Below are 25,470 nucleotides of genomic sequence, written 5' to 3'. Positions count from 1 at the left end.
GTCCCGATAGCGCTGTCGCGAGGTCGCTAAGTTCAATAATGTGCCCATGCAAACGCTGCGGCGCGACGACTGCACGCCGGTTTTGTGGCCTGGGTCGCAGTAGCGGCCGTACGGCGGCCCTGTCGGGCGGGGTGCGGCTTCCTAGTGCAAAAAAGCTGTGGCTCGTTATAATCCCCAGCGGCTGACACCTGAATGCCGGTCTAGCCCCGCGCCTGAAGGCGATTCAAAGCGAAAGACGAATGAAACCGCCCGAGTCCGAAGGCGGATTAAACCGAACGGCGAACTGGACCGGAAGGCGAACGAAACCGGAAGGCGAGTCAAACCCGAATAGAGTTGAAATTGACCACACCTGTTATCGAAGCGCGTAACCTTTGCTGTGAACGGGATGAGCGAATCCTCTTTTACAACTTGAACCTGCGGGTCTGCGCCGGCGATATCGTGCAGATTGCGGGGCCTAACGGCAGCGGCAAGACCACCTTGCTGCGTATTCTCACCACGGTATCCCACGATTTTTCCGGCCGACTCTACTGGGGTGAAGACGACCTGCGCCGCCGGCGCCTGGATTATCTCAACCACCTGCTCTACCTGGGCCACCAGCCCAGTGTGAAAAAAGCCCTGAGTCCGCGGGAAAACCTGCGCTGGTTCAGCGGTTTGAGCAGCGGCCATGTACAGATGCCGATCGAGCAGGCGCTGCGCGAGGTGGGTCTGCACGGCTACGAGGATGTGCCCTGTTATGCGCTGTCGGCGGGCCAGTTGCGCCGGGTGGCCCTGGCGCGACTCTACCAGACGCCGGCCCGTATCTGGGTGCTTGACGAGCCGTTTACCGCCATCGATAAACAGGGCGTCGCCGCGCTCGAGCGGTTGCTGCTGGAACATGCCTCGGGCGGCGGCTCGGTGGTTCTCACCACTCACCAGGAGCTGGGGCTGGCGGGCGTCAGGCGGCTGGATTTGCTGGATTTCCAGGCCGACAGCGACGCGATGATGGCCGCTGCGGGGGATTTTTCGTGAACGCGCCGGCACCACTGCCGTCCCCGAGTGTCGGCGCCGCATTTGCCGCGGTGTTGCGGCGCGACCTGACTCTCGCCTATCGCCACCGGGGTGAGATCGCCAATCCGCTGGTATTTTTCCTTATCGTCATCACCATGGTGCCCCTGAGTATCACCCCGGAGCCGGCGGTACTGGCGACCCTGGCACCGGGTCTGATCTGGGTGGTGGCGCTGTTGTCGACGCTGTTGTCACTGGACAGCCTGTTTCGCAGCGATTTCGATGACGGTTCCCTGGAGCAACTGCTGATCAGTCCGCAGCCGCTGTATCTGATGGTGTTTGCCAAGGTGCTGGCGCACTGGCTGGTGACCGGTCTGCCACTGACCTTGATGGCGCCGCTGCTGGGGGTATTGCTGTCGCTACCGGAAGCCGGCTACTGGCCCCTGTGCCTGAGCCTGTTGCTCGGCACCGGCAGTCTGAGTCTGATCGGCGCGGTCGGTGCCGCGCTCACCGTGGCCTTGCGCAAGGGCGGGTTATTGCTGTCGCTGATCATTATGCCCCTGTATACGCCGGTGCTGATTTTCGGTGCCGGTGCCGTGCGCAACGCCATTGATGGGTTTTTGGTGGGGCCGCAACTGGCAATCCTTGGGGCAATGTTGGCATTGGCTATTATAATGGGTCCTCTGGCAGCGGCCGGTGCCCTGCGAATCGGCGTTAACGGGTGATAAATCACGCCACTGCGCGGTGGTATCGGGCACAATGCCGGAAACGCTGCCGGATGCCGGAGCCTCACCGGCGACACATGCCTGCGACCATGGAGTGACTGGCAGGCGATAACCACAGCAGCGGCGGCCGGCCTGCTATCCGAGCTGTCTGGAAATGGCGCAGGTGTGAGATTCAGTTGATCGGGCGCAGTGCAAGCGGGTAGCGGTTAACCGGATAATGAGCGGGCGGGTAAGGAAGTCCCCCCGGCAGCAGGCGACCCGTCGATAATGCGTCGACCACTTAACGAGGACAAATGATTGGGTAGAAAAAACGGTGGAGAGATAGCACTGTGACATGGCAATGGTTTCACCGGCTGGGTTCCCCGCGCTGGTTTTATGAAAAGTCGGGCAACTGGCTGCCCTGGCTGACAGCGGTAACCGCGCTGCTGCTGGTGGTGGGGAGCATCTGGGGCCTGGCGTTTGCACCGGCGGATGCCAAGCAGGGAAACAGTTACCGTATTATTTATATTCATATGCCCACTGCGGTTGTATCGCTGGCAGGTTATTACGTGATGGCGATCAGCGGCGCGGTGGGGCTGATTTGGCGTATGAAGCTGGCTTACATGATGATGAAGTCGGCCGCCATTGTCGGAGCCATGTTGACGTTTCTGGCGCTGTTTACCGGAGCGGTCTGGGGCAAGCCCACCTGGGGCACCTGGTGGGTGTGGGACGCGCGCACCGCGTTTATGGTGTTGATGCTGTTTCTGTATCTGGGTGTCATCGCGTTGCAGGAAGCTTACCAGAGCCACGACACCGCCACGAAAGCGAGCGCCATCCTGGCGCTGGTGGGCACGGTAAACATTCCGATTATTTATAAATCGGTGGACTGGTGGTATACCCTGCACCAGCCGGCGACGATCAAGTTTACCTCTGAGTCGACTATCCATCCCTCGATGCTTTATCCGTTGCTGACCATGATTGCCGGCGTTTACTGCCTGTATACGGTGGCGTTGATTCTGTACACGCGCGCCGAAGTTTTGCAGCGGGAGAAGCGCACGAAATGGGTACAGCAACTGGTCACCGGTGCCGGGGAGGCGCGCTGATGGAATTTCAGTTTACATCGCTGGCCGATTTTATGATGATGTCGGGGCACGGGCCCTACGTCTGGAGTTGTTATGCGGTCACGGCGTTGGGCCTGTTGTACCTGGTGGTGGCACCGCTGCGCAAACGCCGCCGCTTCATCGCGCAACAGCGCCGCCAACAGCAAATCCAGGCCGCTAATCAAACGCGTCTCGAGACCGCGCGGCAATAACCTTACTGATGATGTGACGTCTATGCACCCGATTCGAAAACAGCGTTTAATGTTCGTGATTTTTATCGTGTGTTTTTCCAGTCTGGCAGTCGGTCTGATGGCCTACGCGCTGCGGGAAAATATCAATTTGTTTTATCCGCCGTCGAAAATTGTGTCGGGTGAGGCGCCGGTCGATACCCTGATTCGCGCCGGCGGTTGCGTACTGCCGGGCAGCGTCGAGCGCGCCGGTGACAGCCTGGCGGTCAGTTTTCTGGTAACCGACGGCGCCGCCCAGTTACAGGTGCAGTACGAGGGTATTCTGCCGGACCTCTTTGCCGAGGGTGAAGCGGCGGTGGTCCACGGTCGTCTCGACGGCGACGGCGTATTTCAGGCCAGCCAGGTGCTGGCCAAGCACGACGAGACTTACACCCCGTCCGAAGTTGCCGATACGGTACAGAACACCAACGAACATCAGGCCGTTTGCGAGGGGTTGGATTATGGTACCTGAATTAGGTCATTTTGCGCTGATCCTGGCGCTGTTTCTGACCCTGGCGCTGGCGGTCTTGCCGATCGCCGGCACAGCGCTCGGCAACCCGGTGTGGATGGCCAGCGGCCGCTCGCTGTCCGCCGGTTTGTTTGTGTTTGTAGGGATTGCGTTTCTCTGCCTGTGCTGGGCTTTTGCCCACGACGATTTTTCCGTGCAATACGTGGCCAACCATTCCAACACGTTGCTGCCGATGCATTACAAAATCAGCGCCGTGTGGGGCGGCCATGAGGGCTCGCTGTTGCTGTGGATGTTGATCCTGGCCGTGTGGACTTTCGCCGTCGCCCTGTTCAGCAAGAACCTGCCGCTGGAAATGCTGGCGCGGGTGCTGTCGGTGATGGGGATGATCGGGGTCGGTTTCATGTTGTTTATGTTGCTCACCTCCAATCCGTTCGACCGCTATCTGCCCCACGCCCCGGCCGAGGGCAGCGATCTGAATCCGCTGCTGCAGGACTTCGGGCTGATTGTCCATCCCCCCATGCTCTATATGGGTTATGTGGGGTTTTCGGTGGCCTTTGCATTTGCCGTCGCCGCGCTGTTGTCGGGCCGTCTCGACACCGCCTGGGCGCGCTGGTCGCGGCCCTGGACCACGATTGCCTGGGCGTTTCTGACCCTCGGTATCGCACTCGGCAGTTGGTGGGCCTACTACGAACTCGGCTGGGGCGGCTGGTGGTTTTGGGACCCGGTGGAAAACGCCTCGTTTATGCCCTGGCTGGTGGGCACGGCGTTGATTCATTCCCTGGCAGCGACCGAAAAGCGCGGCGTTTTTAAAAGTTGGACCATCCTGCTGGCGCTGCTGGCGTTTTCCCTCAGCCTGCTGGGTACCTTCCTGGTTCGCTCCGGGGTGCTGACCTCGGTGCATGCTTTCGCCAACGATCCGGAGCGCGGCGTCTTTATTCTAGGGTTTTTGGGCGTGGTGATGGTCTCCTCGCTGACGCTGTATGCGCGGCGGGCGCCGGTGGTAAAAAGTGTGGTGAGTTTTACGCCGCTGTCGCGCGAGGCGTTTTTGCTGATCAACAACATTGTGTTGGTGGTGGTCACCGCGACGGTGCTGTTGGGAACGCTGTACCCGCTGCTGGCCGACGCGCTCGAGTGGGGCAAGGTGTCGGTGGGGCCGCCGTTTTTCAATTTGTTTTTTGTGCCGTTTATGGGTGTTTTGAGCGTACTGATCGGTGTCGGTGTGATGCTGAACTGGAAACGCACCCGACCCGAGCAGTTGCTTCGCTGGCTCACCGCGCCGGCGGTGCTGGCGCTGGTGGTGGGGGCGGTGTTTCCCTGGCTCTACGCGCTCGGCTCAGACTTCGACTACAGCTTCGGCGCGGCTTTGGCCGTTGCCATCGGCACCTGGGTGATACTGGCCATGGTCGCCGATATGCGCCACAAGCTGCGCAACGATAAGAGCGGCTGGCGCGGTCTGAAAAAATTGACGCCGGGGTATTACGGCATGGTCAGCGCCCACGTCGGTGTCGCCGTGACGTTGATGGGGGTGGTGCTGAACACCGTTTACAGTGACCAGCGCGATCTTCGCATGGTGCCAAAGCAGGCCGTCGAGGTGGGTGCCTACCGCTTCGAACTCGATTCGCTGGAGCAGGTCCGCGGTCCCAACTATATAGCCGACCAGGCCAATCTGCTGGTGTACCAGGGGGACAAGCTGATCACCACGTTGCGCCCGCAGAAGCGCCGCTACCTGGCCGGTGGCAATATTATGACCGAGGCGGCCATCGACGCGGGTTTCTGGCGCGATATCTACGTCGCCATGGGGGAGCCGCTGGACGGTGATGCCTGGGCCATAAGGGTACACGATAAACCTTTTGTGCGCTGGATTTGGCTCGGCGCGATTTTTATGTCGCTCGGCGGTACCCTGGCGATCAGTGATAAACGCTACCGGATCAAGCGCAGCCGGGCCGCCGCTGCGCCGACACCGGCGCCCGGCGGAGCCAAAGCCGCCGCCGAAGGGGGGTAGGGATCGATGGGGCGGTTCAAGCTCTTTATTCCGCTGTTGGTGTTTATTCCCCTGGCCGTTCTGTTTTGGCGCGGCCTGAGTATCGATCCCGCCCATATGCCCTCGGCGCTGCTCGATCAGCCGGTGCCGCCGTTTTCACTGGCCACGGTGCGGGATCCCGAGCGCCGGGTCGATGAGACGCAATTCCGAGGTAAGGTGTCGCTGCTGAATGTGTGGGCCACCTGGTGCGTGGCCTGCCGGGTGGAGCACCCATTCCTGGTGCAGCTGGCGGAGCAGGGCGTACCCATTTACGGTGTCAATTACAAAGACGATGTAGAGGCGGCGCGGGAGTGGCTGAAGACGCTGCACGATCCTTATATCCTCAGCGTTGTAGACAGTGACGGCCGCCTCGGTATTGACCTGGGTGTATTCGGTGCGCCGGAAACCTACGTGGTGGATGCCGAGGGCATCATTCGCTACAAGCATGTGGGCGTAGTGGATGAGCGGGTCTGGCGCCAGAAAATCGCGCCGCTGATGGCATCGCTGCGCTCCGACAAACTCAGTAGCCGTCAAGGCGAGGATAACTAAGATGCGGTATATAGTGTGGCTGCGCGTGCTGGTGGTGACACTGGCGGTAGCGGCTTTACCGGCCGGCGCCGCCGGGCCGGTCTGGCAGGTGAGCAAAGGCGAGCGGCACCTGTTTGTCGGCGGCACCATTCACCTGCTGAGCCAGGCCGACTACCCCTTGCCGGCAGCGTTTGACCAGGCTTATAAGCAGGCCGCCCGGGTGGTATTCGAGGTGGATATCGAGGCGGTCAAAAGCCCGGCGTTCCAGCAATCCATGCTGGCACAGTTGCGTTACAGCGACGGGCGCGACCTGCGTTCGGTGTTGAAACCGGAGACCTATCGCGCCCTGGAGCAACACCTGTCCAGCCGCGGGATTCCCGCCTTTACGGTCTTGAGTTTGAAACCGGGTATGCTGGCGATGACCCTGACCCTGATAGAACTGCAGCGCCTCGGTCTGGCGGGCACGGGAGTGGATGAGTTTTACAGCAATCGCGCCGCCGCAGACGGCAAAGCCCTCGGTCACCTGGAGACCGCCGAGCAGCAGTTGCGGTTTTTAACGCAGTTGGGAGTCGGTCAGGAAGACGAGGTAGTGGTCTATACCCTGCGCGATATAGAGCGTCTGCCGGCGTTGATGAAGTCCATGAAAGCGGCCTGGCGCAGCGGTGACAACGGCGCACTGCAGAAAGTCGGGCTGGCGCCCTGGGAAAAGGAGTTTCCGGAGGTTTACGACACCTTGTTAGTGCAGCGCAACAACGCCTGGATGCCGCAGCTCGAAGCGATGTTAAAGACAGCGGAAGTGGAGTTGGTCTTGGTGGGAGCCCTGCATCTGGTGGGAGAGCACGGTCTGTTGGCGCAACTGGCAGCTCGGGGCTACACGATCCGGCAGTTGTAGTTTGCCTGCTCTCGACCTGATGGAAGCGGTATGTGTCAGGTATGTGCCAGGCGCGCACCGCGTCCTGCCAGCTCCCGTTCAATAAGGCGTACCAGCGCGCCGCCATATCCCCGCCCGAGCCGATCGGGGCGCACCAGCAGCATCAATACGTTCCACAGTCTATTGGTCATGACATCGGCGGTGGCATAGTGACACCGGGCATTCCATTGTCTTCGGCGTCAGCCCTGAGATCGTCACTCTCGCTGGGCTACTTGTTTTGCATGAATTGAGCGGACTGTTCTTTCCAACAACAGAAATGGCAGTGACGAAAGGACTTTCGGCACGCTCTATGCAACATCCTTTCTCTCCAGCGACACCAGCAGGGTTTGCGGTCGGAGAATAATAGAGGGCTGACTAAACGAATTTCGCACCGGGAGCACAGGCTCGGTAAGTTTATCGTGTTATGGAGTGTTATAGAAAAAGTGAACGATAACTGGGTATAGTTAAACCACTTCAGCAATCTACTTTGCCCGCCCTTACCGGGCGCGTGATTTCCACGCATCCATTGCGGGGACGTGTTTCGTATTGGCACCAGAATCAGATAATAAATACTTTAACAGGCATATTAGTTGCTTTATGAGGCAGGAGTAGCAGACACCGACCGTTTCGTATAGGGAGAAAAGGCCAGGATGAATTCCAATAATATACATTCGAGCGCTGTGGTATCCGACTTTTGCGAGAATATGATTGGCGAAAGCCTCGCCATGCAAAAGCTGAAACTGATGATTGCCCGCATCGCTCCGTCGCGCAAAGCGGTACTGATCACCGGGCCTACGGGCAGTGGCAAAGAACTTGTGGCGAGGAGCCTGCACGAAAAAAGTCCGTACGCAAGTGGACCCCTTGTCAGTGTCAACTGCAGTACCTTCCCCGAATCACTTATCGAATCTTTGCTGTTTGGTCACGAAAAGGGCGCTTTTACCGGGGCTGACAAAAAACATAACGGGTATTTCAGTCAAGCGGAGAATGGCACGCTGTTTCTCGACGAGATTGGCGAAATGCCGCTTATGGCGCAGGCAAAATTGCTTCGCATCCTGGAGACGGGGCGCTATACCCGGGTTGGCGGCAGCACTGAACAGGGTTTCCGCGGGCGCATAATTGCCGCGACACATGTGGATCTCAAGCAGGCAATTCAGCAACGCGAGTTTCGCGAGGACCTGTATTTTCGCCTCAATGTATTGACCATTGAAACCGCGGGCTTGTCTGAACGTTTAGAGGATATCCCCGCGCTGATAACGTTCTTTAGTGAAAGGTCCGAGAACCCTATGGTATTCACGGAAAAAGCCATAGGCAAAATACAACAAATGGAGTGGCCCGGCAATATCCGCGAGTTGCGCAATGCCGTCGAGCGTCTATGTCTATTGTCCGATCGCGAAGAAGTAACGCCGCAGTGCGTAGAGGCGATACTACAAAAAAAATCCATGAATCAACTCGAGTATCTCGACCGAATTGCAAAAATGATTCTTAACAGCGATGTGGTAAACAAAAAGAAAGCCATTTTTGACGCTTTGTTGCTGAGGGCGTTAAAAGAGTCGGGCGGCAATAAAAGTGAGGCCGCCAAACTGCTCGGTGTGCATAGAAAGGTCGTAGAAAGACGTTACTTCGCTTATCTGGAAGAATTTGATGATCCCCAGGCAGATATGGCATAGAACTTGAGTGTCGATATCGGACTATGTGACTGGGTCCCATACCCCAGGGCGATAATTTGGAGGTTATATGTCCACTAAAGACGACGCAGAAAGTGTCCGCGACACTCATATTGACATGGAGGAGTCTGCATCTTTGATGGCTGAAAAAGCCATGCGGGAAAATCGCGAGCATATGAAACAAGTGTTGATTCGCGCGAAGAATGACCTGCTGGCGAGTTTGGCTGATAATCAATTTCTAACCGGGGATTTGTTTGAGACCCCGGTAGGGCCCGACCATAACCCCTCCGAGCGACAAACCCCGGTATCACAGCCGCCGGCACGTCCCGAGGTATTCTTGGAAAGTATTTCACCACAACAGCAACAGGAGGTGGTGCAAGGTGGAGAGGACATGTCCGCCGGTAATCTGGATGACCTGGAGGCCCTGCCCGGTCTGACCTGGAAGCGCCTGCGCGGCGAAGGCAGTAAGAGCCTGGAAAAGTATCAACAGGCGAGCGAGCAGGCAATCCAGGCGTTCAATAACAAAGTACAGGCCTTAGCGGGTAAAACGTTTTCATCCACTGCAAATATTCAGGCGACGACGGGCCCGGCAACGCCGTTGAGCGGCAATCCGGAAGAGCTGATGAAAAATATCATAACGTCGATTGACAAACAAAAAGGGGGTTAGCGACATGAGTGACCAAGGCCAACGACTTCACACGATTGATATGGTGAGAACCGGCACCGGCACCTACGAACCCAGTGGACGAATCGTCGACTACAGTCCGGAGAATGAGGCCCCCGAAGCACCTCCTTGTCCTGAGCCCGGCAGTGGGGTAACCGAAGGCCAGGCCCACCTTGCCGATCAACTGCGGGCAGCCAATGAACTCTATCTTGCCGAGATGCATAAGCGATTTTCCCAGTTTCGGCAGGAAACCATGGATCGGATGGCGGCGATGACCAGTATACAAAACATTCGATACTAGATTTTTATAAGCTAAATTTCTACAAACTAAGTTTCTACAAACTAAATTTCTACAAACTAAGCTTTACAAACCGTGGTTATAAAAACTATGTCTGTATATTTGACCATAGCCGAGGCGATTCGAGAAAACCAGAAAAAAGACCTGGAGGTTTTTACCGAGTTTATTGATGTCAGTGTCGATATCGTAAAAGGATTGGGTAGTATCGAGAAAGAAAACAAGGAAATTTATGCTACATTAGACGCTGAAATTATGCGGTTTAAACAAACCAAAATTGGCACTGACTCCCTCGACATGGTGCTAGAGAGCAACGGTCGGTACCAGAATATTATGCAGCGCGTCCAGCTCGATTTTGGTATCGAAGCGCGCAATCAAAGACTGCAATATCAAATCCAGGACCAGCAAGATAGAAATAAGCTGGCTAACACCTATATTGAGAAAAACTCGGTAAAACTTTCGGAATAAGCTATGTCAGAGCCACCGTCAGATTCTGGAAACGTGCCAAACGCCGCAGCAGCAAAAGATATGATGTTGGCGTCTGTCAATCAGTCTATAGCGCTTGCCGTCCAAGATGCTACGGATCTGATGCGAAATATTGCCTCAATTGAAACTACTGTGATCGGTATCGCGTCGGCAAAATGGCTGGCTGAACCGGCAAATGTGGAATATAAGAACATCATTGACAGCGCAAAAGAAACTATCACTTTTTCCGTAGAGAACCTCACCAAGGTGGGAGAGAATGCCGGTAAGGTTCTGAGCAGCTTATCGAAGTAGAAAATCGCAAAATAGCGGTAAACGGAGTCGATAGCTGATAGCCTGTTTTGGAGCAAATTGACCAAAACAAACTGTTTGTATGGCTGTTTTTGGGCAGTTTGATTTTTTTTCCCGACACTATCTCTCCGCCGGATTCCGCTGCCTGCCTGTCAAGCCGCTATTTGACTGTTGATCTTCTTTTTGTGGGTGAATGTGGGATTACCGCGCCCCGATTCGACCTGTCATCGTTAATGGCCCGCTAATTGCTCCCCATACATAGTGCGAGGTTTCTGGACTATTGGAAAATATGCACATCACTACTAATCACTGAAAGAGGAATAACAATGGCTGACACCGTTAATGGTCAGGTTGTCGATGCTGTAACGATAACGAATACGTCTGTACTTGGCGAAGCTCCCGCTGTGGCGATGGGCAGTTTGTATCAAACAATTGGTAACTCTGTGGCAATGGCGGCGGCTAACGCCGTCTACGCGCAACAGCAGGCCAATGTGGCATACCAAGCTTCCACCACCCTGGGCGTTACCAAGCTATTCTCATCGAATAGTACTGCGGCTACACCTGCCTAAGTTGTATGCAACAAGCATTGTCGGATGTCGATGTTGCTTGTTGCATCTTTACCTCAAATATTTAAAGGAGTTGTTATGATCGATGGTATTACCAGCAAGCTTGCATCCCCAGAACATACCAAACAGCAGGCCGATAAACTGATAGCTGATTCCAATGATCTTATTCGATTTGCGGCCTCAAGTTGCGACATCCCCGCTTTTACCCCGGTGGAGTTGGTTATTCCGCAGATGATAGACCCGGCTAAAATCAAAGCCGTGGAGCCTCCGGCAATAGAGAACTACTTTAACTACGCCGAAAATGTCTGGAAGGATATCCAGGACAGTGGTCAGGAGTAGGCAACCCCGTCTAATTTGTTGGCACTTATAATGAAGAAAAATAACAGACCCTATACAGGCAGATCAGCCCAGTTTATCGGCCCGGACTCCGAATTTGTTGATTTCTGTGAAGGCCTGCTGGTACACCCCTCACCACCGGCCTTCTATCAGGTAAAGAAACTTGGAATTCGCGATTTTTCCCTGATTCAGGCTATACGCCCGCAGGCGATGTGCCTATTGTCGTCTTTCTGCCTGAATCGTTGGTTGCAAAAACAGCAAGGAAAATTTGATCCGACGGCTCTCGATGATAAGCTTGCCTTGGAATACTGGATTGAAAATAACGTCGTGACTCGGCTTGGTTATTGTTCCATAAAAGCGGAGGACAGCTTTTTAAGCGAGCTAATACTGGCGGCGGCCTATAATTATCTGGTCATTGTCAGGGTAGAGAATGCCGTCGCTTTAAAAAATTTTGACGCGAACCCCATACTCTCCCGACAAATAGAGCTATGTACCCAATTTGCGCTTGCCCAGTCTCTCAGCGGGCTGGCAGTGGTTATTCCCAACCCCGATTACTATGACATATTTACGGCCTTTGGCTTTGAAAGAGAAATTCAGGCCGATACCGGACTTCCCGTGACTTTTGTTCTAAAAATTTAGATGAAGAAGAAAAGTTCAGCCCAGCAAGACGATTCCCTTCCAGCCAAACCGGCCTGAGTCTGTTTTACGGTGCATTCCGAAAAGCCGGCCGGAGCCACGGGCCCCAAAATTACATCGCGTTTCATGCAGGTTGACAGAGCGGGTTAAGGGTGCAATGGGTATGCTGGGCAGATATCTATACCTAAATTTACAGACTTTCGCTTTGGTTTCGCAATTATTTGCTGGAGCCTTTTATCCAACAATAGTCTCGATATGGTCAGAAACGACCACCGACGTTTTTTTCTGAAATTCCGTTTATCAAAGTGATTCTGTAGGCCAGGCAGCACGCGGTACCTAGTTGCCTTTCCCGGTTGCTGCAGTTTTTTTCTGGCACGGCCATTGCTCTATCAACCGATATAGTTATCGACGAAAGATAACTATGAAAATTCATTAACCTTAACAAGAGAAAATACAATGGCTGATTCCGTAAACAACCAAGTAACCGACGCGATCACTATCACCAACACCAAAGTACTGGCTGAAGCTCCGGCTATGGCAATGGGTAGCCTATACCAAACGATAGGCAACTCCGTTGCTATGGCAGCCGCTAACGCAGTTTATGCCCAGCAGCAGGCAAATGTGACTTACCAAGCTGCCAGCACTTTGGGCATCACCAAACTTTTTGAGCAAAACAAGTAACCGAAATAGCGGTTATGCTTGTCTTAACCGCTATCTCTCCACCCTTGTGGATAAGAGTATACGCGAGCATTGAGGACTGTTAATGGATGAGGTGAATAAACAAGCTGTAGATGCAATTGCTACAGTTAATGCTGGCATTATCGCACAATCGCCGGCAGTGGCGATGGCGAATTTATACCAAACGCTCAGCAATTCAGCTTCCATGATGTCGATTAACGCTGTCTATGCTCAGCAGCAGACCAATATACAGTTTCAGGCGGCGACTACCTTGGGAATCAAGAAAATGTTCTCCGTGCTGTAAACACCCCTTAAACTAGACAACCAATTTGAGCGACTACTATGGCTGACAATCAAAAAATGGACGAATCAAAAGTTAATGATGAAGTCTTTCGTTTTTCTTTCTCTACTTCCAGAGGCATTGCTTTTGGTGCTTTGGCTGAATCGATATCTTTAAGTATGTTAAACAACAGTGCCAATCATTACGCGTCACAATCCATGGGATCATCGGCAATGGCTGCCACCTGCGCGAAGATTCTTGCATCCTAACCGGGTAATACGATTTAAGGGGAAATATCATGGCTAACGAAGTGAAAGACCCTGGTTCAACTAGTTCACCAGCAGAAGGGGCTTCCAGCTCTACAAGTGATTCCGGGGTTCGCCCACTGGTAAAGATTGGCGGCAAGTTAACGCCTCCAGCGGACACGGATGGCAGTCAACCCCCGCTGCCTGCAGGCGACTGGTCTTTTGAATATCGGCCGGGAGAAAAAACACTGGCAATGACTGTGCAGGTAAACGGGGCGTCATTTCTGAAAATGCCGCAAACCGGTGAAGTCAGTATGTCCATTAATGCCGATGGCCTGCAGGACCTCATCGCCTGGCTATATGGGGTGAAAAACTCCATAGCGAATATGCCCGGCTAAGTCACAGAGTGGGAATCAATCGTGGATAATTTAGAATACTATGCAGCCGGTCGTGAGGGTTCGTCCGCCGATACGGATCAAATGACACTGAAGGTATTAGACCTCAGTGATTTAATGCCGATTCAATCAATATCGCTGGCCGTTCAGGATGTTGTAGATACCCTTAAAAACCGGGCCACCATAAATACCACCGCCGTAGGCAGTGCCTATGCCAAATGGTTGGCAAACCCGGCTATGGGCACAGACTATCAACAGCTCATCGAAACAGCCACCACAGAGCCACCCACGAGTAAGTTGACACAATTGACAGAAACGCTGGAGCTGCTTCATAAGTTAAAAGATGCCCAACATTACAGCGGGTCTGATCATAGTGGTTAGCTAAGGTGGATTCGGAGCCCTATTTTTGCTGGAAATTTCCGGTCTATCTTGTCGTCAATAGGCTACCAGCCTGTCCGAGTCACAAGCCTCTCTTGATTTTAGGTTTTTTCCGCAGCAATTCCTAGCTTACCCAAAGCGGTCTTGCTAGGCGTTGCTACAAACTTTTCGTATTGTGCAGAAAGGGGTTGGAGCAAGTTGTAAGGTGTGGCTGTGGCAAGTAAGCTGTTCAAACTCAACTTTATCACGGCCGTCGGATCAACGGGGCTGCTTGTATCCCAGTTATTGCCTGAGTTTAAGTTCATTGTTTTTCTCTGATCAATGAAGTTTTGATTTCAGCATTAGATATCGTCGTCAGTCCATAAAAAGGCGGTGTTCGACGGACGTTGTTTTTGATCACCAGGTGTAGCGTCGTTTGTGCGATAGGTACTGGGTGTTTGATTCACAGAGCCCGTTCCAGCCGTGTCAACTGGTTGGAGTTTATCCCCTGGCTTTACAGACTTTTTCGGTTCAATATTGTGTGACTTTTCGGATTGCCATTCCGGGCTTGTTTTTAAAAGCGTTTCTGACCTTGTGTCAATGGCTTTATCTGTGGTTTTTATCTCGGGGCTACTTGTGGTCTGGCTCTCTACTGCGTGATTCTCTTCAGTGGCTACAATAGAGCAATCGCACTCACCCACGGACTCTAAAAATTCGTGCACCTGGTCAAGGTTCTTCCATAAGTCTTCGTAGCTTTGGCATACGATTTTATTGATAGCGATAATGGCTTTTTCGCGTTCGACCGTCTCAGCTTTTTCCCGGCCGGCGTCCCAGCGACCGGTAATCGTCTCCGGGTCAGGTATTTCGAGGAATATGCTTGAGATGCTGCCTCTTATCGTATCTTCAAACCCGGCGAGAACAGCCGAGTGTTCCTTGACCTTGAGTGCCGTTGCTTTTATCTTGCACAGACTAAAACTCTCCCAGGACGCGTAGTAAGCGCGCTGTTTGGCTTTCCACGACTGCAGCACGGCAATCTGGTTTTCCTTAAGAGAAGGTAGAAGAATTTTTAACATACGTTCGTACTCGAAGTTAGAAATAATAGTCTCACTCATTTATCGGGTCCTATGTTTTTCTGCCTATATACGCAAGTTTGGTGCCGTCGCAAGTTTGGTGCCGTCGCAAGTTTGATGCCAGGAAAGGTAGAGAAACCTGCTCTAGTATCAACGGCTGGCAATATAAGGGAGTAGATTGGTGGCATTGGACGAAAGTCCCCACCGAAGTTAAGCCGCTGGACGAATTTGGCCACAACCAATACGTTTTAACTGACGGCCTTTCAATTTTCCGGTGAAGCCGCCTTATAAGGCGATTGGCATACATTATGCTCGTGTTAGGTATCAGCTGTAATCGGATAAACGCTGACCTAACAAAGAGTACACACGCATGGCCAATACGAAAGGTGGAGATGAGGTGGTTCAGCCCGAAATGAGCTATGAGCAAGCTTACGGCGATGTCATTGAGTATGGTTCTCTTAGCGAAGATCAAAAATCCCTGTTTAATAACGGCAATAAGCTTTACCTCTCGGCAGTTTCCAACTACGAAACTTATCGTATTGATAAAACGGAAGAGAATAATGCAAATGCCAAGTCGGTTGCCGGTGACTTTCTTCGAACTGAAACCGATACGAAATACACGTTGTCCCAACTTCTAATTTACGCGCCGGACCCGGAAAAAGAAGTTAATAATTGGGATTTCGGCGAGAAAAAGCAGCAGGCGATTGTCTATAACAAGGCGCTCGAGCAATTGCATTTAGTTATCGATAATCGATACCTTGAAGTCAAAGCATTTACATTTGACCAGGAAGATTCCCCGGTTCCTTCGCCCGCTATACCCGGCGTGCCGTCTGACCCACCATTACCCCCGGAAAACGACGAAGAAACGGTAACTCTTGATTTTGCAGATTTTAAAAAACAAACCGTCGAATTAGGCCCGCTGGACCCCTATGCAGAACCAGACGAAACAGAGGCCACGATTTATGTGGAGGATAAGAAGAAATGAAAGTGACCACACAAAGAGGTATCACTCTGACCACAGTATGGAGTAGTCAGCTATGCTGAATTTTGATTTTACCGCACGGTTATTGGCGACGCTTCCAGGCGTGCCGAGAAATCAAGTTGTCAAGTTCAACAACAGCTGGTTGCAGATAGGCTTAGCAGGCACCATTGCCCGGTACCTGGTAGTCTACCGGGCAATGGTTCATAAAGTCGGCGGTCCCGTTTGGGCTTTTGCAAATCCGCCGCCTACTCACCCCGGACAAGCCGGTACGCCTTGGGGTTCCGGTTGGGGGTTTCCCGACGGTCAGGCGACCCTGGAGGGACAGGTGCCCGATGGCCGTGGCGGGCGCTATTTCGACGGTATCGGCGTGGCTGAGGTTACCTTGGACATTGCCAATCTTGGCAACCTGGCGGTGGCATTCAACGTTGTCAATGATTATATCCTGCCCGACAGTGACGGCTATGAAGATCCGCGTATTTTCAGTGCCGATGGCAGGTTTTTTATTCACTCCCACCGCTACCAGCCCGATAGTTTTCGAAATGTGCCCGGTCCCCACCACCGTATCTATGGTGGCTATACACCTGCAAGACTACCGTTTACCCCGGGCGATATCACAACGCCCAACAGAGCATTATTTGTAAAGATTACCGAGTTGGAATTCCGAAATAACCTGCCACACCTCGGTGCCGAATTCTATTACGGCAGTAACGTTTCCGACCGGATCGAGAAAAACTACGGTTTTTTTATGGACGGCGATACATTGTGCGCTGTTTATGGCGTCGCTCCAAACAGCCGACCTTTTACAGTGTTGCGCGCCGTTCGCGGGCTTGGCGGTCAGGCGGTGCATCAGTTTCCACGCGGGCGGCGCTTTTTGGTGGAAGAGTTTCAACCCAATACTGATCCGGCGACCAATAACCAGCGCGACTGCTTTGTACGTATCCTGCAATACTATAGCGACCATATTCCGGGGCCGATAAACACGGTATTTTCATCCAGCGGTCCTTTAATATGGAACGGCGGATTAAACCGATGGCAGGGTGTAGGTCACGTTAAGATTTTATATCAGCGGATCTTCGACTTTAACTTTCAGCTTGCAGATGCGGCACTCGATGTGGCGCAACAACCGGCCTTTGCGGGCCCTGTTCCAGCCGATCGAAATGCAGCCTACGATGCACTGATCAATGACGATGCCTTTGTAGACGCCGTCAACAATTACCTCACAGGAAACCCGAATGATGTCCGGCCGCAGGTTGCAGCCTACCTGGGGATTCCTCTAGGCAATGTCACTATGGCGGATCGGGATAAATTTATCGCGGCACTGCGGCATCAACTTGTCAGGGGTAGTTTGTGCAGATTAGTCGTCCGCGCTATGCAAATTCCCCATACCAATCCATGGGCCGGGAATCTACTGCCCAACCCCGCGCCCGGCGGCCAGGCCATTTTTCACCCCACCTGCTTTTACTTGAGCTTTTTTTTCGAACTGGAAGCCGGGACTTACCAGTTGCACCGCTTTTCCAACGCTTTTCTCGTCTATGACGCGGCCAATCCGCATTTTCTTCAGTTCGCATCCAACCTGACGCCGGTTGGCGCTGATTACCTGATGAGTTTCGGGGAAGACGATAATCGGACCAAGGCATTCCAACTGACTGCTGTCGATTACCAGGGGTTGGTTTATCACGACGCCATCAATTTTAACCCGGCCAATTACATGTTCAGGCGCATTGATGTACCGGAGCAGGTGCTTTAGCCGGCCCTCTTGCCAAATTGCCCAACGGCTGTTGGTTGCGAGAATATTACCGGCAGTCTGAAGCTGCCGGCCGCACTACCTTCTGTTCCGAGCCAGGTGCTGTTTGATCTGCGCGCGGGCCTCGGCATCGATATTGGCCTGGTCCACCATACGCTCTGCCTTTGCCCTGTCGTAGCGGGCCAGGTTCAACGCCATGGAGGTGACCGCCTGCACCCGCTGCTGGTCGGATTTGATAGCGTTAGCCAGCGGCAGGGCAAAATCCGCTGAGCTGCCGTGTCGGTTAACCAGATTAACAAGAGCCCTGTCCCTGGCCTCGGTGTCGTTGAGGCCCAGTACCCAACTGCTGGCAGCGTCCGGATCGTAGCGCGCCCACTGGCCCGCCGCGATCTGAATGGCAGAGGCGCGCTGGGCGCTGTCCTTGATATTGCTGGCCCACCGGGCCGCCTCGGTGGGATCGCGGCTGGACCAGCTATGGGTAATGCTGTCGATAGCGTTTCTTTTATCAGAGGACGAGGTGATGTTCTCCGCCATACGCAGGGCCGCCAACGGATCGGTCTGCGCCGTTACCTGGGTAATCGAGGCCAGTGCCTGGGAGTAACCCGGCTCCTGCTGGTACTGCTGCAGCCACTCGACCGCGCCCTGTTGATCCCGGCGTGCCATGCCGCCGGCGACGGTTTGCAACCATTGCGGCCGCGCTTCCTGGCGAATGCGGTCGGTGAGCTGGGCGGCTTTTTCCGGGTCTGTGGCCGCCAGTTGGTTGGCCAGATTGAGCACGGTTTTGGTGTAGGCCTGTCCCTCCTGTTGCTCCACCCAGGTGTAGGCGGCTTCGGGGTCACTGCCGGCCCAGGACTGCAGGATATTCTGGACGCTGCGGTCGCGCAGGTTGCCTGCGGGCAGTTGGTCCAGGTAAGCGACGGCACTCTGGGGATCGTCTCTGGCTATGGTCTGTAAGATGTGGCTGATAGTGTTGTTGCGACTGGGTGTGGCGTCGGTCGTCAGTGCCGCATCGAGGGCGAGCCTGGGATCGCTGTTGGCCATCTCCTGCAGCACCGAACTCACCACCGATGCCTTGGCGGGTCCCTCGAGCTGCTCGGCCCAGAGCAGTGCCTCATCCGGGTACTGGCCGGCATAGATTCTACCCAGGTTGGCATAGACCTGCCGTGTCAGTTGCGGGTCGCCGAGCGCCTCGGCGTGGGCGATGGCGGCGCGCACATCCTGTTGTCCCCAGGTGGCGTAGATACCGGAGTAGACTACCTGCCGGGTGCGCGGGTCCAGTTGACTGGCCTGGTTGAGTGCTGCCAGGGGGTCTTTGTGGGCCATATTTTGCAGCGCCACGGTCACCAGATTGGTCTGGTCCGTGAGGCCCTGGTTGGTGATATAGGCCATGGCGGCCTCCGCGTCGTTGCGCGCCCACTCCTGCATGATGGCCTGGTTCAACTGTTTCTGCATCGTTTGGTCGACCATTTGTCCCACCGCCGCCAGCGCCTGCTGCGGGTTGTGCTTGGCCATATTCAGGGCGATGCCGTAGACCGCCTGTTGTCTGGCCTGATCGTCGCCCAGCGCCAGTGCCTCGGCCAGAGCGCCACTCGGGTTGGTCGCCGCCAGGCGGATCATACGCTCGATTTCAAAGCGATTGGTATCGATCGGGTCCAACAGCCGCCCGGTCACCTGGTCGAGCAACTCCGGCCAGTGGTCAGAGAAGGTGCGCACTATGGCCTCGGCGGCGGTGCGCCGGTGCCGGGCGTTGCTGATTTGATTGGCCGTGGCGATGGCGGTGTCCACATCCACCTTGGCCCAGGAACGGAAAATACTGCGGATAATCCCGGTGGCGATATCGAGGTTCAAACTATCCAGATACACCAGTGCCGCCCGGGCGTCGATATCGGCATAGCGGGAAAACAGTATATGTAGAGCCGCCTCGCGCTCGCCGGGGATATCGATACGGCCGGCCTCGCCGATCAGTTCCTGCAAACGCCCGATATCCGCACGGCCTGCCAGCGCGTAGAGGGCTTCGGTCTGCCCGAAATCCGTGGGAATCAGGAGGACTTCGCGGATGCTGTCGATATCGGTAAAGTGCTGCTCGCGGCTGGCCTCCACTTCATCGGCACTTAGCGCCGCCGCCTTTGGGGTGTCAATGGGGGCCTGGGACCAAGTGTCGGCAACTGCCGGCGGCTCGGTGAAAAACTGTTTATCGGAGCTGCCCCTGCCGGCCAGGTAGTGGCCGAGTCCGAAGCCGATGGTGACGCTGATGGTGATGGCGATTCCGGTCGTTACTCGCATGTTCACTCTCGTCGCTTAGCCTGAGGTTCTCAACGCCCCATCATAAGGCACCCATCGGGCAAAGTGGAGACCCTATATGGCAGCTTGCAGCGGCGCTGCTGGGTCGGGGTATTTTGGGCCGGCGCCTGATAGCACTCCCTCAAAGCGTATTTGCACCAGTTTGTCGACCTCATTTTCGATATAAGTGTGCTGAGGGGAGGCCTGGCTCCAGCCAGAGCCAGGCCGATCAATTAGCACATATTTATTTTAAGGACGCGCCACAGGAGCCGGGGTCGGTTTGTGCTGTTCGAACCACCAGAGAATATGGGCCACTTTAGCCATCAGGTTACTGGGGCGCTTGTGGATACTGTGGGAGGCATCGGGAATTCTCACCAGCGCCGACTTCACCCCCTGCAGTCGCAGCGCCTGGTAGTACTGCTCGGTTTCCGACATCGGCGTGCGAAAGTCCGCCTCGCCGGTCATCAACAGGGTCGGGGTGGTGACATTGCCCACGTAACTGATCGGTGAGCGACTCATATAGTGCTCCACCGCCTCCCAGGGCTTTTTGCCGAACCAGTATTTGTAAAAGTAGGGGTAGGCATCGGCGGTCAGCACGAAGCTGTACCAGTTGATCACCGGTTTGGCCACCACGGCGGCCGCAAACAGATCGGTGTGACCGATCATCCAACTGGTCAGGGTGCCGCCGCCGGAGCCGCCGGTGACGAACAGTTGTTTTTCATCGATAAAGCCTTTGGCAATCATCAGTGCCACGCCGGACATCAAGTCGTCGTAGTCCTGGCTCGGATAGTTGTGGTGGATGGTGTGGGCGAAGTCCCGGCCATAACTCTCACTGCCCCGGGGGTTGGTGTAGAGCACCACATAACCGGCGGCGGCAAACAGCTGCACCTCGGCCGAAAAATGGGGGCCGTAGGCTGCCACCGGGCCGCCGTGAATTTCCAGCACCAGCGGGTATTTTTGCCGGGGATCGAAGTTCGGCGGGTAGACGATCCAGCCGTGAATATCCATCTGATCGGCGGAGGACTTGTACCAGATTTCCTCCACCCTGCCGAGCACCTTGTGGTTTAAGGCATCGGCGTTGAGGTCGGTCAGCTGCGTGGTTTTACCCTTGCGCGCGATGGCGACATCGGCCGGGCGCTGCGGTTTCGAATAGGTAAAGGCCACGGTGCCGTTGTTGGCCACATCGAAATCGGCGCCGATATAAGGCCGGCCCAGACTTTTACCGCCCAGGTTGCGCGCCACGATTTTGTGTTTGCCCTTTAGCGGCTGGTAGACCACGTGGGCCTCGCCCTGGTCGTTGTAGTTGAAGTAGAGGCCCTTGCTGTTGGCGGCCCAGCGGATAGTGTCGACGCCGCGATCGAGATGGCCGCTCAGGGCCCGCACGTTGCCGCCGTCGATGTCCATTACATAGAGGGTGTTGTTCTCGTAGTTTTTGAGCTGATCGTTAAAGCCGGTGTAGGCGATCAGGCGACCATTGGGCGAGACCTGGGGTTGGTCGTCGGGGCCGTTGCGATCGGTCAGTTGGGTGATATCACCGGAGCCGATATCGACGCGATAGATATCGGAATTGAGCGGCTCCATCTCGGCGTTTTCACGGCGATTGGCGGACAGGTACACGCTCTTGCCGTCCGGACTCCAACTGAACGGGCCGCGGTGGTGGTAATCGCCGCTGGTGAGCTGGCGGGGCGTGCCGCCCTCGGCCGACATAACAAACAGCTGGGTGTAGCCCGGCTGCGTGAACCCGGCACCGTCGGCACGGTAAAGGGTGTCCTCAATCACCATGGCCGGTTGCGCCCACTCGGCATTTTCAGGTTTTCCCGGCAGCTTGACCGGCGTATGGGGTTTACCCTTCACAAACATTTCAAAGGCCAGTCGGCGGCCGTCGGGAGACCAGCTAAGAGAGCCGGGGGCTGCCGTCAGGTTGGTCAGCTGAGCGCTGGCGCCGGTTTTCAACCAGCGCATATGAATCTGCGGGCTGCCGCTGAGGGTGGAGATATAGGCGAGTTTATCGCCCTGGGGGGACAGCACCGGCGCATAGTCCAGTTGGTTGCCGGAGGTGACGGGGTTGAGTTCGCCGGTGGCGGTATCGACCGACCAGATATTGCCGCTTTTGCGGTCTTTTTGAATATCCATAAAATGGCGCACGAAATAAACGCGGTCGCCTTTTGCTGTGATCTCCATATCGGCGGCGTATTCGAGATTGAAAATATCCTCGAGCTGTAAAAACCTGTTGTTATTGTTGTCGGCAACAGCGGCATGCGCGAGTAACCACAGCGCAACCCCGATCATTTTTTTCATAAACGTATCCTCGATCTTGTAAAAGAGTCAGGCAGCTGTAAAGGGTCCGTTATCAACGCTACAGACTCAGCACGTTACCACCCGCCGACACCGGTGCCGGCCACTGCTCAGGGCAGGGTTTTGAATACATCCAGTATGCTGCTCAGATAGCGGGCGTCCAGTTCGCTAAAGTTATCCGGCATATCGGAGTCGATATCGAACACGGCAATCAGTTCCCCGCTGCGATTGAACACCGGCAGGACAATTTCAGAGCGGGTGGTGTGGGCACAGGCGATATGGTCCGGCTCGGCATTGACGTCGGCCACCAACTGCACTTCCCGGGTGGTGGCGCAGCGGCCGCAGATACCGCGATCGAAGGTGATACTCAGGCAACCGTGGCCGCCCTGGTAAGGACCCACTTTCAGCATGTCATTGCCGACATTGCGATAGAAGCCGACCCAGTGAAAAGAGTCCATGGCCTGTATCAGTTCACAGCTCAGCGTCGACATCACCGCGATCACATCCGTCTCCCCTTCGAGCAGGGCCCGCAGGCGCGGGAGGAGTGCTTCGTACGCCTGGCGGCGCTGCGGCTGTTGATCCGGCATAGTCGATGGCCCCGGTAAATGTGCCGCACAATTTACTCGGGTTTTGGTACAAAAGCAAAAGGGCGGCAGTTGGTGGTATTTCCTTGAATAAGTTTCATACGATTGTCAATGGTGCCTGAAAGGAGGGGAGTGACCTTATACCCAGAGGTACAGTTTGACCCTTCAGATACTGAGTCATCATCTGTCTGTAGGTTTTTGGTTGGTGAGTAATTAAACGAATCGATTCAAAGAGTGAATTTGTAACAGTTTAAATGGTGCCACTCCCGTTTCTTAGGGCACCACTTCCGGTGGCACGGTGTGGGGACGTAACTTCAGTTGCGTCCCCTTAGAATGGTGCCACTTCCGTTTCTTAAATCCACCTGTCCATGTACTGCAGTTTCCTTTTGGCTCTCTGGGCGAGTGATGATGCCTTTTGCGATACTGTGGTGCTGGAAGAGGTGCCGCTTGAGAGTGGGGTGGTCCCGCTCGAGGGGGACGCAACTGAAGTTACGTCCCCGCACCGTGCCACCGGAGGTGGTGCCGTTTGAGGGTGGCGTGGTTCCCCTCGAGGGGGACATAACTGAAGTTATGTCCCCACAACGTGCCAACAGGTTAACGCCTAGAGCTGTGCCGCCAGGCGTGTACCCTGGTCGATAGCGCGCTTGGCGTCCAACTCTGCGGCAACATCGGCGCCACCGATCAGGTGGTGAGGTTTGTTCAGCCCTTCGCTCAATGCCCGCAGCGGCTCCTGGCCCGCGCAGACCACCACAGTGTCCACGTCCAGCACTCGCGATTCGCCGGCCACGCTCAGGTGCAAACCGGCATCATCTATCTTGTGGTATTCGCAACCGGGCACCATCTTTACGCCCTTGTTGGCCAGGCCGGTGCGGTGAATCCAGCCGGTGGTCTTGCCGAGACCGGCGCCGACCTTGGAGGTTTTGCGCTGCAGCAGATAGATTTCCCGCGGCGAAGCAGACACCGCAGGTTCTATGCCCTCGATACCGCCGCGGGCCTCGAGGCTCATATCCACTCCCCACTCTTGCATAAACGCCTCGATGTTCTGGCTGGTCGACTCACCATCATGACTCAAGTACTCAGAGACATCGAAACCGATACCGCCGGCGCCGATCACCGCCACCTTTTTACCGACCGGCTTTTTGTGGCGCAGCACGTCGAGATAACTCAACACCTTGGGATGCTCGATGCCGTCGATCGGCGGTGTGCGCGGCAGGATGCCGGTGGCGATGATGACCTCGTCGAAATCACTGGCGTTGAGCTCGGCTACCGTGACCTTTTTATGCAACTGCAAATCGACGCCGGTCAGTTCGATCTTTTTCCTGAAATAGCGCAGCGTCTCATAAAATTCCTCTTTGCCCGGCACCAGCTTGGCGATATTGAACTGTCCGCCGATTTCATCGGCGGCGTCGAACAGGGTGACCCGGTGGCCCCGCTCGGCAGCCGTGGTGGCGGCGGCCAGTCCCGCCGGTCCGGCGCCGATGACCGCCACTTTTTTTATCTCTGTAGCCGGCAAAATATTTAATTCGGTTTCGTGGCAGGCGCGCGGGTTGACCAGGCAGCTGGTCATTTTGCCGTTGAAAACGTGGTCGAGACAGGCCTGGTTGCAGCCGATACAGGTATTGATTTCATCGGCCCGGCCGGCGGCGGCCTTGTTGACGAAGTCGGCGTCGGCCAGGAACGGGCGCGCCATGGAGACCAGGTCGGCATCGCCGCGCTGCAACACTTCCTCCGCCACCTCCGGTGTGTTGATGCGGTTGGAAGTTACCACCGGGATCGACAACTCGCGGCGAAACTTTGCCGTTACCCAGGTAAAGGCGGCGCGGGGAACCTTGGTGGCAATGGTGGGAATGCGGGCTTCGTGCCAGCCGATACCGGTGTTGATAATGGTGGCGCCGGCGGTCTCGATGGCCTTGCCGAGGGCCACTATCTCGTCGTAGCTGCTGCCGCCTTCCACCAGGTCCAGCATCGACAGGCGGTAGATAATAATGAAATGCTCGCCCACCGCTTCGCGCACCCGCCGCACGACCTCCACCGGCAGGCGCATGCGGTTTTCGTAGCTGCCGCCCCAGGCGTCGTCGCGCTGGTTGGTACGTGCGGCCAGAAACTGGTTGAGAAAGTAGCCTTCCGAGCCCATGATTTCCACGCCGTCATAACCCGCTTTCTGGGCCAACACCGAGGTGTCGACGAAATCCTGGATCTGTTGTTCGATTTCCTCTTCAGTGGCGGCAGAGGGCTTGAACGGATTGATCGGTGCCTGGATCGCCGACGGGGCAATGGGGTTTTCGTTAAACGCGTAGCGGCCGGTGTGTAGAATCTGCATACAAATCTTGCCGCCGGCTTCGTGCACAGCCTTGGTGATCACCTGATGGTCTTTGGCATCGGCCTCTGTCTTCAGGCTTTTCGTATGTTCATGGGTGGCGGCCCGTTTGTTGGGCCCGAAGCCGCCGGTGACGATCAGGGCCACACCGCCGCGGGCGCGCTCGGCAAAAAAAGCGGCCATGCGCGCGTGGCCGTTCTCGGCCTCTTCCAGGCCGGTGTGCATCGAACCCATGATGCTGCGGTTGCGCAGGGTGGTAAAACCCAGGTCCAGAGGTGCCATCAACTGCGGGTAGGGTGATTGGTTGCTCGTCATAACAGGTGCTCTCTCCAGCCGGCGCTCGCGCGCTCAGGTCAAAATTTTGTT

The 25,470-nt window shown here is 55.4% G+C and carries 29 protein-coding genes; 23 read left to right on the top strand and 6 right to left on the bottom strand.

The window, feature by feature from the left end:
• Positions 1-339 precede the first annotated feature (339 nt).
• The 8 genes from ccmA to FKG94_RS14310 all read left to right on the top strand — a co-directional run bounded on the left by ccmA (position 340) and on the right by FKG94_RS14310 (position 6,924).
• On the top strand, positions 340-1,008 hold the full coding sequence (gene ccmA, locus FKG94_RS14345) for a cytochrome c biogenesis heme-transporting ATPase CcmA (RefSeq protein WP_142905024.1): 669 nt from the start codon (positions 340-342) through the stop codon (positions 1,006-1,008).
• On the top strand, positions 1,005-1,709 hold the full coding sequence (gene ccmB / locus FKG94_RS14340; RefSeq protein WP_246125157.1) for a heme exporter protein CcmB: 705 nt from the start codon (positions 1,005-1,007) through the stop codon (positions 1,707-1,709). The genes ccmA and ccmB overlap by 4 nt, the downstream gene beginning before the upstream one ends.
• 329 nt (positions 1,710-2,038) lie before the next feature.
• The gene (ccmC, locus tag FKG94_RS14335; protein WP_142905023.1) at positions 2,039-2,791 is read left to right on the top strand and encodes a heme ABC transporter permease CcmC; all 753 of its coding nucleotides are present in this window, start codon (positions 2,039-2,041) and stop codon (positions 2,789-2,791) included.
• Positions 2,791-3,000, top strand: a complete 210-nt coding sequence (gene ccmD / locus FKG94_RS14330; RefSeq protein ID WP_142905022.1) for a heme exporter protein CcmD — start codon at positions 2,791-2,793, stop codon at positions 2,998-3,000. The genes ccmC and ccmD overlap by 1 nt, the downstream gene beginning before the upstream one ends.
• A gap of 22 nt (positions 3,001-3,022) precedes the next feature.
• Positions 3,023-3,487 carry a cytochrome c maturation protein CcmE gene (gene ccmE, locus FKG94_RS14325; protein WP_142905021.1) on the top strand — a complete coding sequence of 155 codons (465 nt, stop codon included), beginning with the start codon at positions 3,023-3,025 and terminating at the stop codon, positions 3,485-3,487.
• A complete protein-coding gene (locus FKG94_RS14320) occupies positions 3,477-5,486 on the top strand; it encodes a heme lyase CcmF/NrfE family subunit (RefSeq protein ID WP_142905020.1) in 2,010 nt (669 codons plus the stop codon). Before ccmE ends, FKG94_RS14320 begins: the two co-directional genes overlap by 11 nt.
• A gap of 6 nt (positions 5,487-5,492) precedes the next feature.
• Positions 5,493-6,053 carry a DsbE family thiol:disulfide interchange protein gene (locus FKG94_RS14315; protein WP_142905019.1) on the top strand — a complete coding sequence of 187 codons (561 nt, stop codon included), beginning with the start codon at positions 5,493-5,495 and terminating at the stop codon, positions 6,051-6,053.
• Position 6,054: 1 nt separating this feature from the next.
• Complete coding sequence (locus FKG94_RS14310; RefSeq protein WP_142905018.1) at positions 6,055-6,924, top strand: TraB/GumN family protein; 870 nt, start codon at positions 6,055-6,057, stop codon at positions 6,922-6,924.
• Positions 6,925-6,959: 35 nt separating this feature from the next.
• Here the strand turns inward: FKG94_RS14310 and FKG94_RS29370 are convergent, their stop codons facing one another.
• On the bottom strand, positions 6,960-7,094 hold the full coding sequence (locus tag FKG94_RS29370) for a hypothetical protein (protein ID WP_281284243.1): 135 nt from the start codon (positions 7,092-7,094) through the stop codon (positions 6,960-6,962).
• A gap of 498 nt (positions 7,095-7,592) precedes the next feature.
• Here FKG94_RS29370 and FKG94_RS14305 point away from each other — a divergent pair, with 498 nt between their 5' ends.
• The 13 genes from FKG94_RS14305 to FKG94_RS14245 all read left to right on the top strand — a co-directional run bounded on the left by FKG94_RS14305 (position 7,593) and on the right by FKG94_RS14245 (position 13,856).
• Positions 7,593-8,609 (top strand): sigma 54-interacting transcriptional regulator, encoded by a 1,017-nt coding sequence (locus tag FKG94_RS14305; RefSeq protein WP_142905017.1) that lies wholly within the window; start codon positions 7,593-7,595, stop codon positions 8,607-8,609.
• A gap of 67 nt (positions 8,610-8,676) precedes the next feature.
• Positions 8,677-9,273 (top strand): hypothetical protein, encoded by a 597-nt coding sequence (locus tag FKG94_RS14300; RefSeq protein WP_142905016.1) that lies wholly within the window; start codon positions 8,677-8,679, stop codon positions 9,271-9,273.
• Between the two features lie 4 nt (positions 9,274-9,277).
• Positions 9,278-9,571, top strand: coding sequence for a hypothetical protein (locus tag FKG94_RS14295; RefSeq protein WP_142905015.1), 294 nt, complete (start codon positions 9,278-9,280; stop codon positions 9,569-9,571).
• Between the two features lie 87 nt (positions 9,572-9,658).
• A complete protein-coding gene (locus FKG94_RS14290) occupies positions 9,659-10,033 on the top strand; it encodes a hypothetical protein (RefSeq protein ID WP_142905014.1) in 375 nt (124 codons plus the stop codon).
• A gap of 3 nt (positions 10,034-10,036) precedes the next feature.
• On the top strand, positions 10,037-10,342 hold the full coding sequence (locus FKG94_RS14285; protein ID WP_142905013.1) for a hypothetical protein: 306 nt from the start codon (positions 10,037-10,039) through the stop codon (positions 10,340-10,342).
• Positions 10,343-10,665: 323 nt separating this feature from the next.
• On the top strand, positions 10,666-10,908 hold the full coding sequence (locus FKG94_RS14280; protein ID WP_142905012.1) for a RebB family R body protein: 243 nt from the start codon (positions 10,666-10,668) through the stop codon (positions 10,906-10,908).
• A 75-nt stretch (positions 10,909-10,983) separates the two neighbouring features.
• Positions 10,984-11,244: a hypothetical protein gene (locus FKG94_RS14275; protein ID WP_142905011.1), complete on the top strand. Its 261-nt coding sequence runs from the start codon at positions 10,984-10,986 to the stop codon at positions 11,242-11,244.
• A 30-nt stretch (positions 11,245-11,274) separates the two neighbouring features.
• Positions 11,275-11,880 carry a hypothetical protein gene (locus FKG94_RS14270; protein ID WP_142905010.1) on the top strand — a complete coding sequence of 202 codons (606 nt, stop codon included), beginning with the start codon at positions 11,275-11,277 and terminating at the stop codon, positions 11,878-11,880.
• 453 nt (positions 11,881-12,333) lie between these two features.
• The gene (locus FKG94_RS14265) at positions 12,334-12,558 is read left to right on the top strand and encodes a RebB family R body protein (RefSeq protein WP_142905009.1); all 225 of its coding nucleotides are present in this window, start codon (positions 12,334-12,336) and stop codon (positions 12,556-12,558) included.
• Between the two features lie 82 nt (positions 12,559-12,640).
• The gene (locus FKG94_RS14260) at positions 12,641-12,859 is read left to right on the top strand and encodes a RebB family R body protein (RefSeq protein WP_142905008.1); all 219 of its coding nucleotides are present in this window, start codon (positions 12,641-12,643) and stop codon (positions 12,857-12,859) included.
• A 38-nt stretch (positions 12,860-12,897) separates the two neighbouring features.
• Positions 12,898-13,104, top strand: a complete 207-nt coding sequence (locus FKG94_RS14255; protein ID WP_142905007.1) for a hypothetical protein — start codon at positions 12,898-12,900, stop codon at positions 13,102-13,104.
• 29 nt (positions 13,105-13,133) lie between these two features.
• A complete protein-coding gene (locus FKG94_RS14250; protein ID WP_142905006.1) occupies positions 13,134-13,478 on the top strand; it encodes a hypothetical protein in 345 nt (114 codons plus the stop codon).
• A 21-nt stretch (positions 13,479-13,499) separates the two neighbouring features.
• Complete coding sequence (locus tag FKG94_RS14245; protein ID WP_142905005.1) at positions 13,500-13,856, top strand: hypothetical protein; 357 nt, start codon at positions 13,500-13,502, stop codon at positions 13,854-13,856.
• Between the two features lie 338 nt (positions 13,857-14,194).
• Here FKG94_RS14245 and FKG94_RS14240 read toward each other — a convergent pair whose 3' ends face one another.
• Positions 14,195-14,944: a hypothetical protein gene (locus FKG94_RS14240; protein ID WP_142905004.1), complete on the bottom strand. Its 750-nt coding sequence runs from the start codon at positions 14,942-14,944 to the stop codon at positions 14,195-14,197.
• A gap of 328 nt (positions 14,945-15,272) precedes the next feature.
• Between FKG94_RS14240 and FKG94_RS14235 the strand changes: the two genes are divergently transcribed.
• Both FKG94_RS14235 and FKG94_RS14230 read left to right on the top strand, forming a co-directional pair.
• Positions 15,273-15,887 (top strand): hypothetical protein, encoded by a 615-nt coding sequence (locus FKG94_RS14235; RefSeq protein WP_142905003.1) that lies wholly within the window; start codon positions 15,273-15,275, stop codon positions 15,885-15,887.
• Positions 15,888-15,939: 52 nt separating this feature from the next.
• Positions 15,940-17,631: a hypothetical protein gene (locus FKG94_RS14230; RefSeq protein WP_142905002.1), complete on the top strand. Its 1,692-nt coding sequence runs from the start codon at positions 15,940-15,942 to the stop codon at positions 17,629-17,631.
• Between the two features lie 75 nt (positions 17,632-17,706).
• On the opposite strand, the gene FKG94_RS14225 is transcribed toward FKG94_RS14230, so the two are convergent.
• The 4 genes from FKG94_RS14225 to FKG94_RS14210 form a co-directional block, all read right to left on the bottom strand.
• Positions 17,707-19,911, bottom strand: coding sequence for a hypothetical protein (locus FKG94_RS14225; RefSeq protein ID WP_142905001.1), 2,205 nt, complete (start codon positions 19,909-19,911; stop codon positions 17,707-17,709).
• Positions 19,912-20,157: 246 nt separating this feature from the next.
• Positions 20,158-22,206, bottom strand: coding sequence for a S9 family peptidase (locus FKG94_RS14220; RefSeq protein ID WP_142905000.1), 2,049 nt, complete (start codon positions 22,204-22,206; stop codon positions 20,158-20,160).
• A 107-nt stretch (positions 22,207-22,313) separates the two neighbouring features.
• Positions 22,314-22,790 carry a GAF domain-containing protein gene (locus FKG94_RS14215; protein WP_142904999.1) on the bottom strand — a complete coding sequence of 159 codons (477 nt, stop codon included), beginning with the start codon at positions 22,788-22,790 and terminating at the stop codon, positions 22,314-22,316.
• 598 nt (positions 22,791-23,388) lie between these two features.
• On the bottom strand, positions 23,389-25,419 hold the full coding sequence (locus FKG94_RS14210) for an FAD-dependent oxidoreductase (protein ID WP_142904998.1): 2,031 nt from the start codon (positions 25,417-25,419) through the stop codon (positions 23,389-23,391).
• Positions 25,420-25,470: the final 51 nt, after the last annotated feature.

This window comes from Exilibacterium tricleocarpae (genome assembly GCF_007004655.1).
Classification (GTDB): domain Bacteria; phylum Pseudomonadota; class Gammaproteobacteria; order Pseudomonadales; family Cellvibrionaceae; genus Exilibacterium; species Exilibacterium tricleocarpae.
The sequence above is the reverse complement of the archived record's forward strand: the minus strand, read 5'-3'. Positions and strand labels throughout refer to the sequence as shown.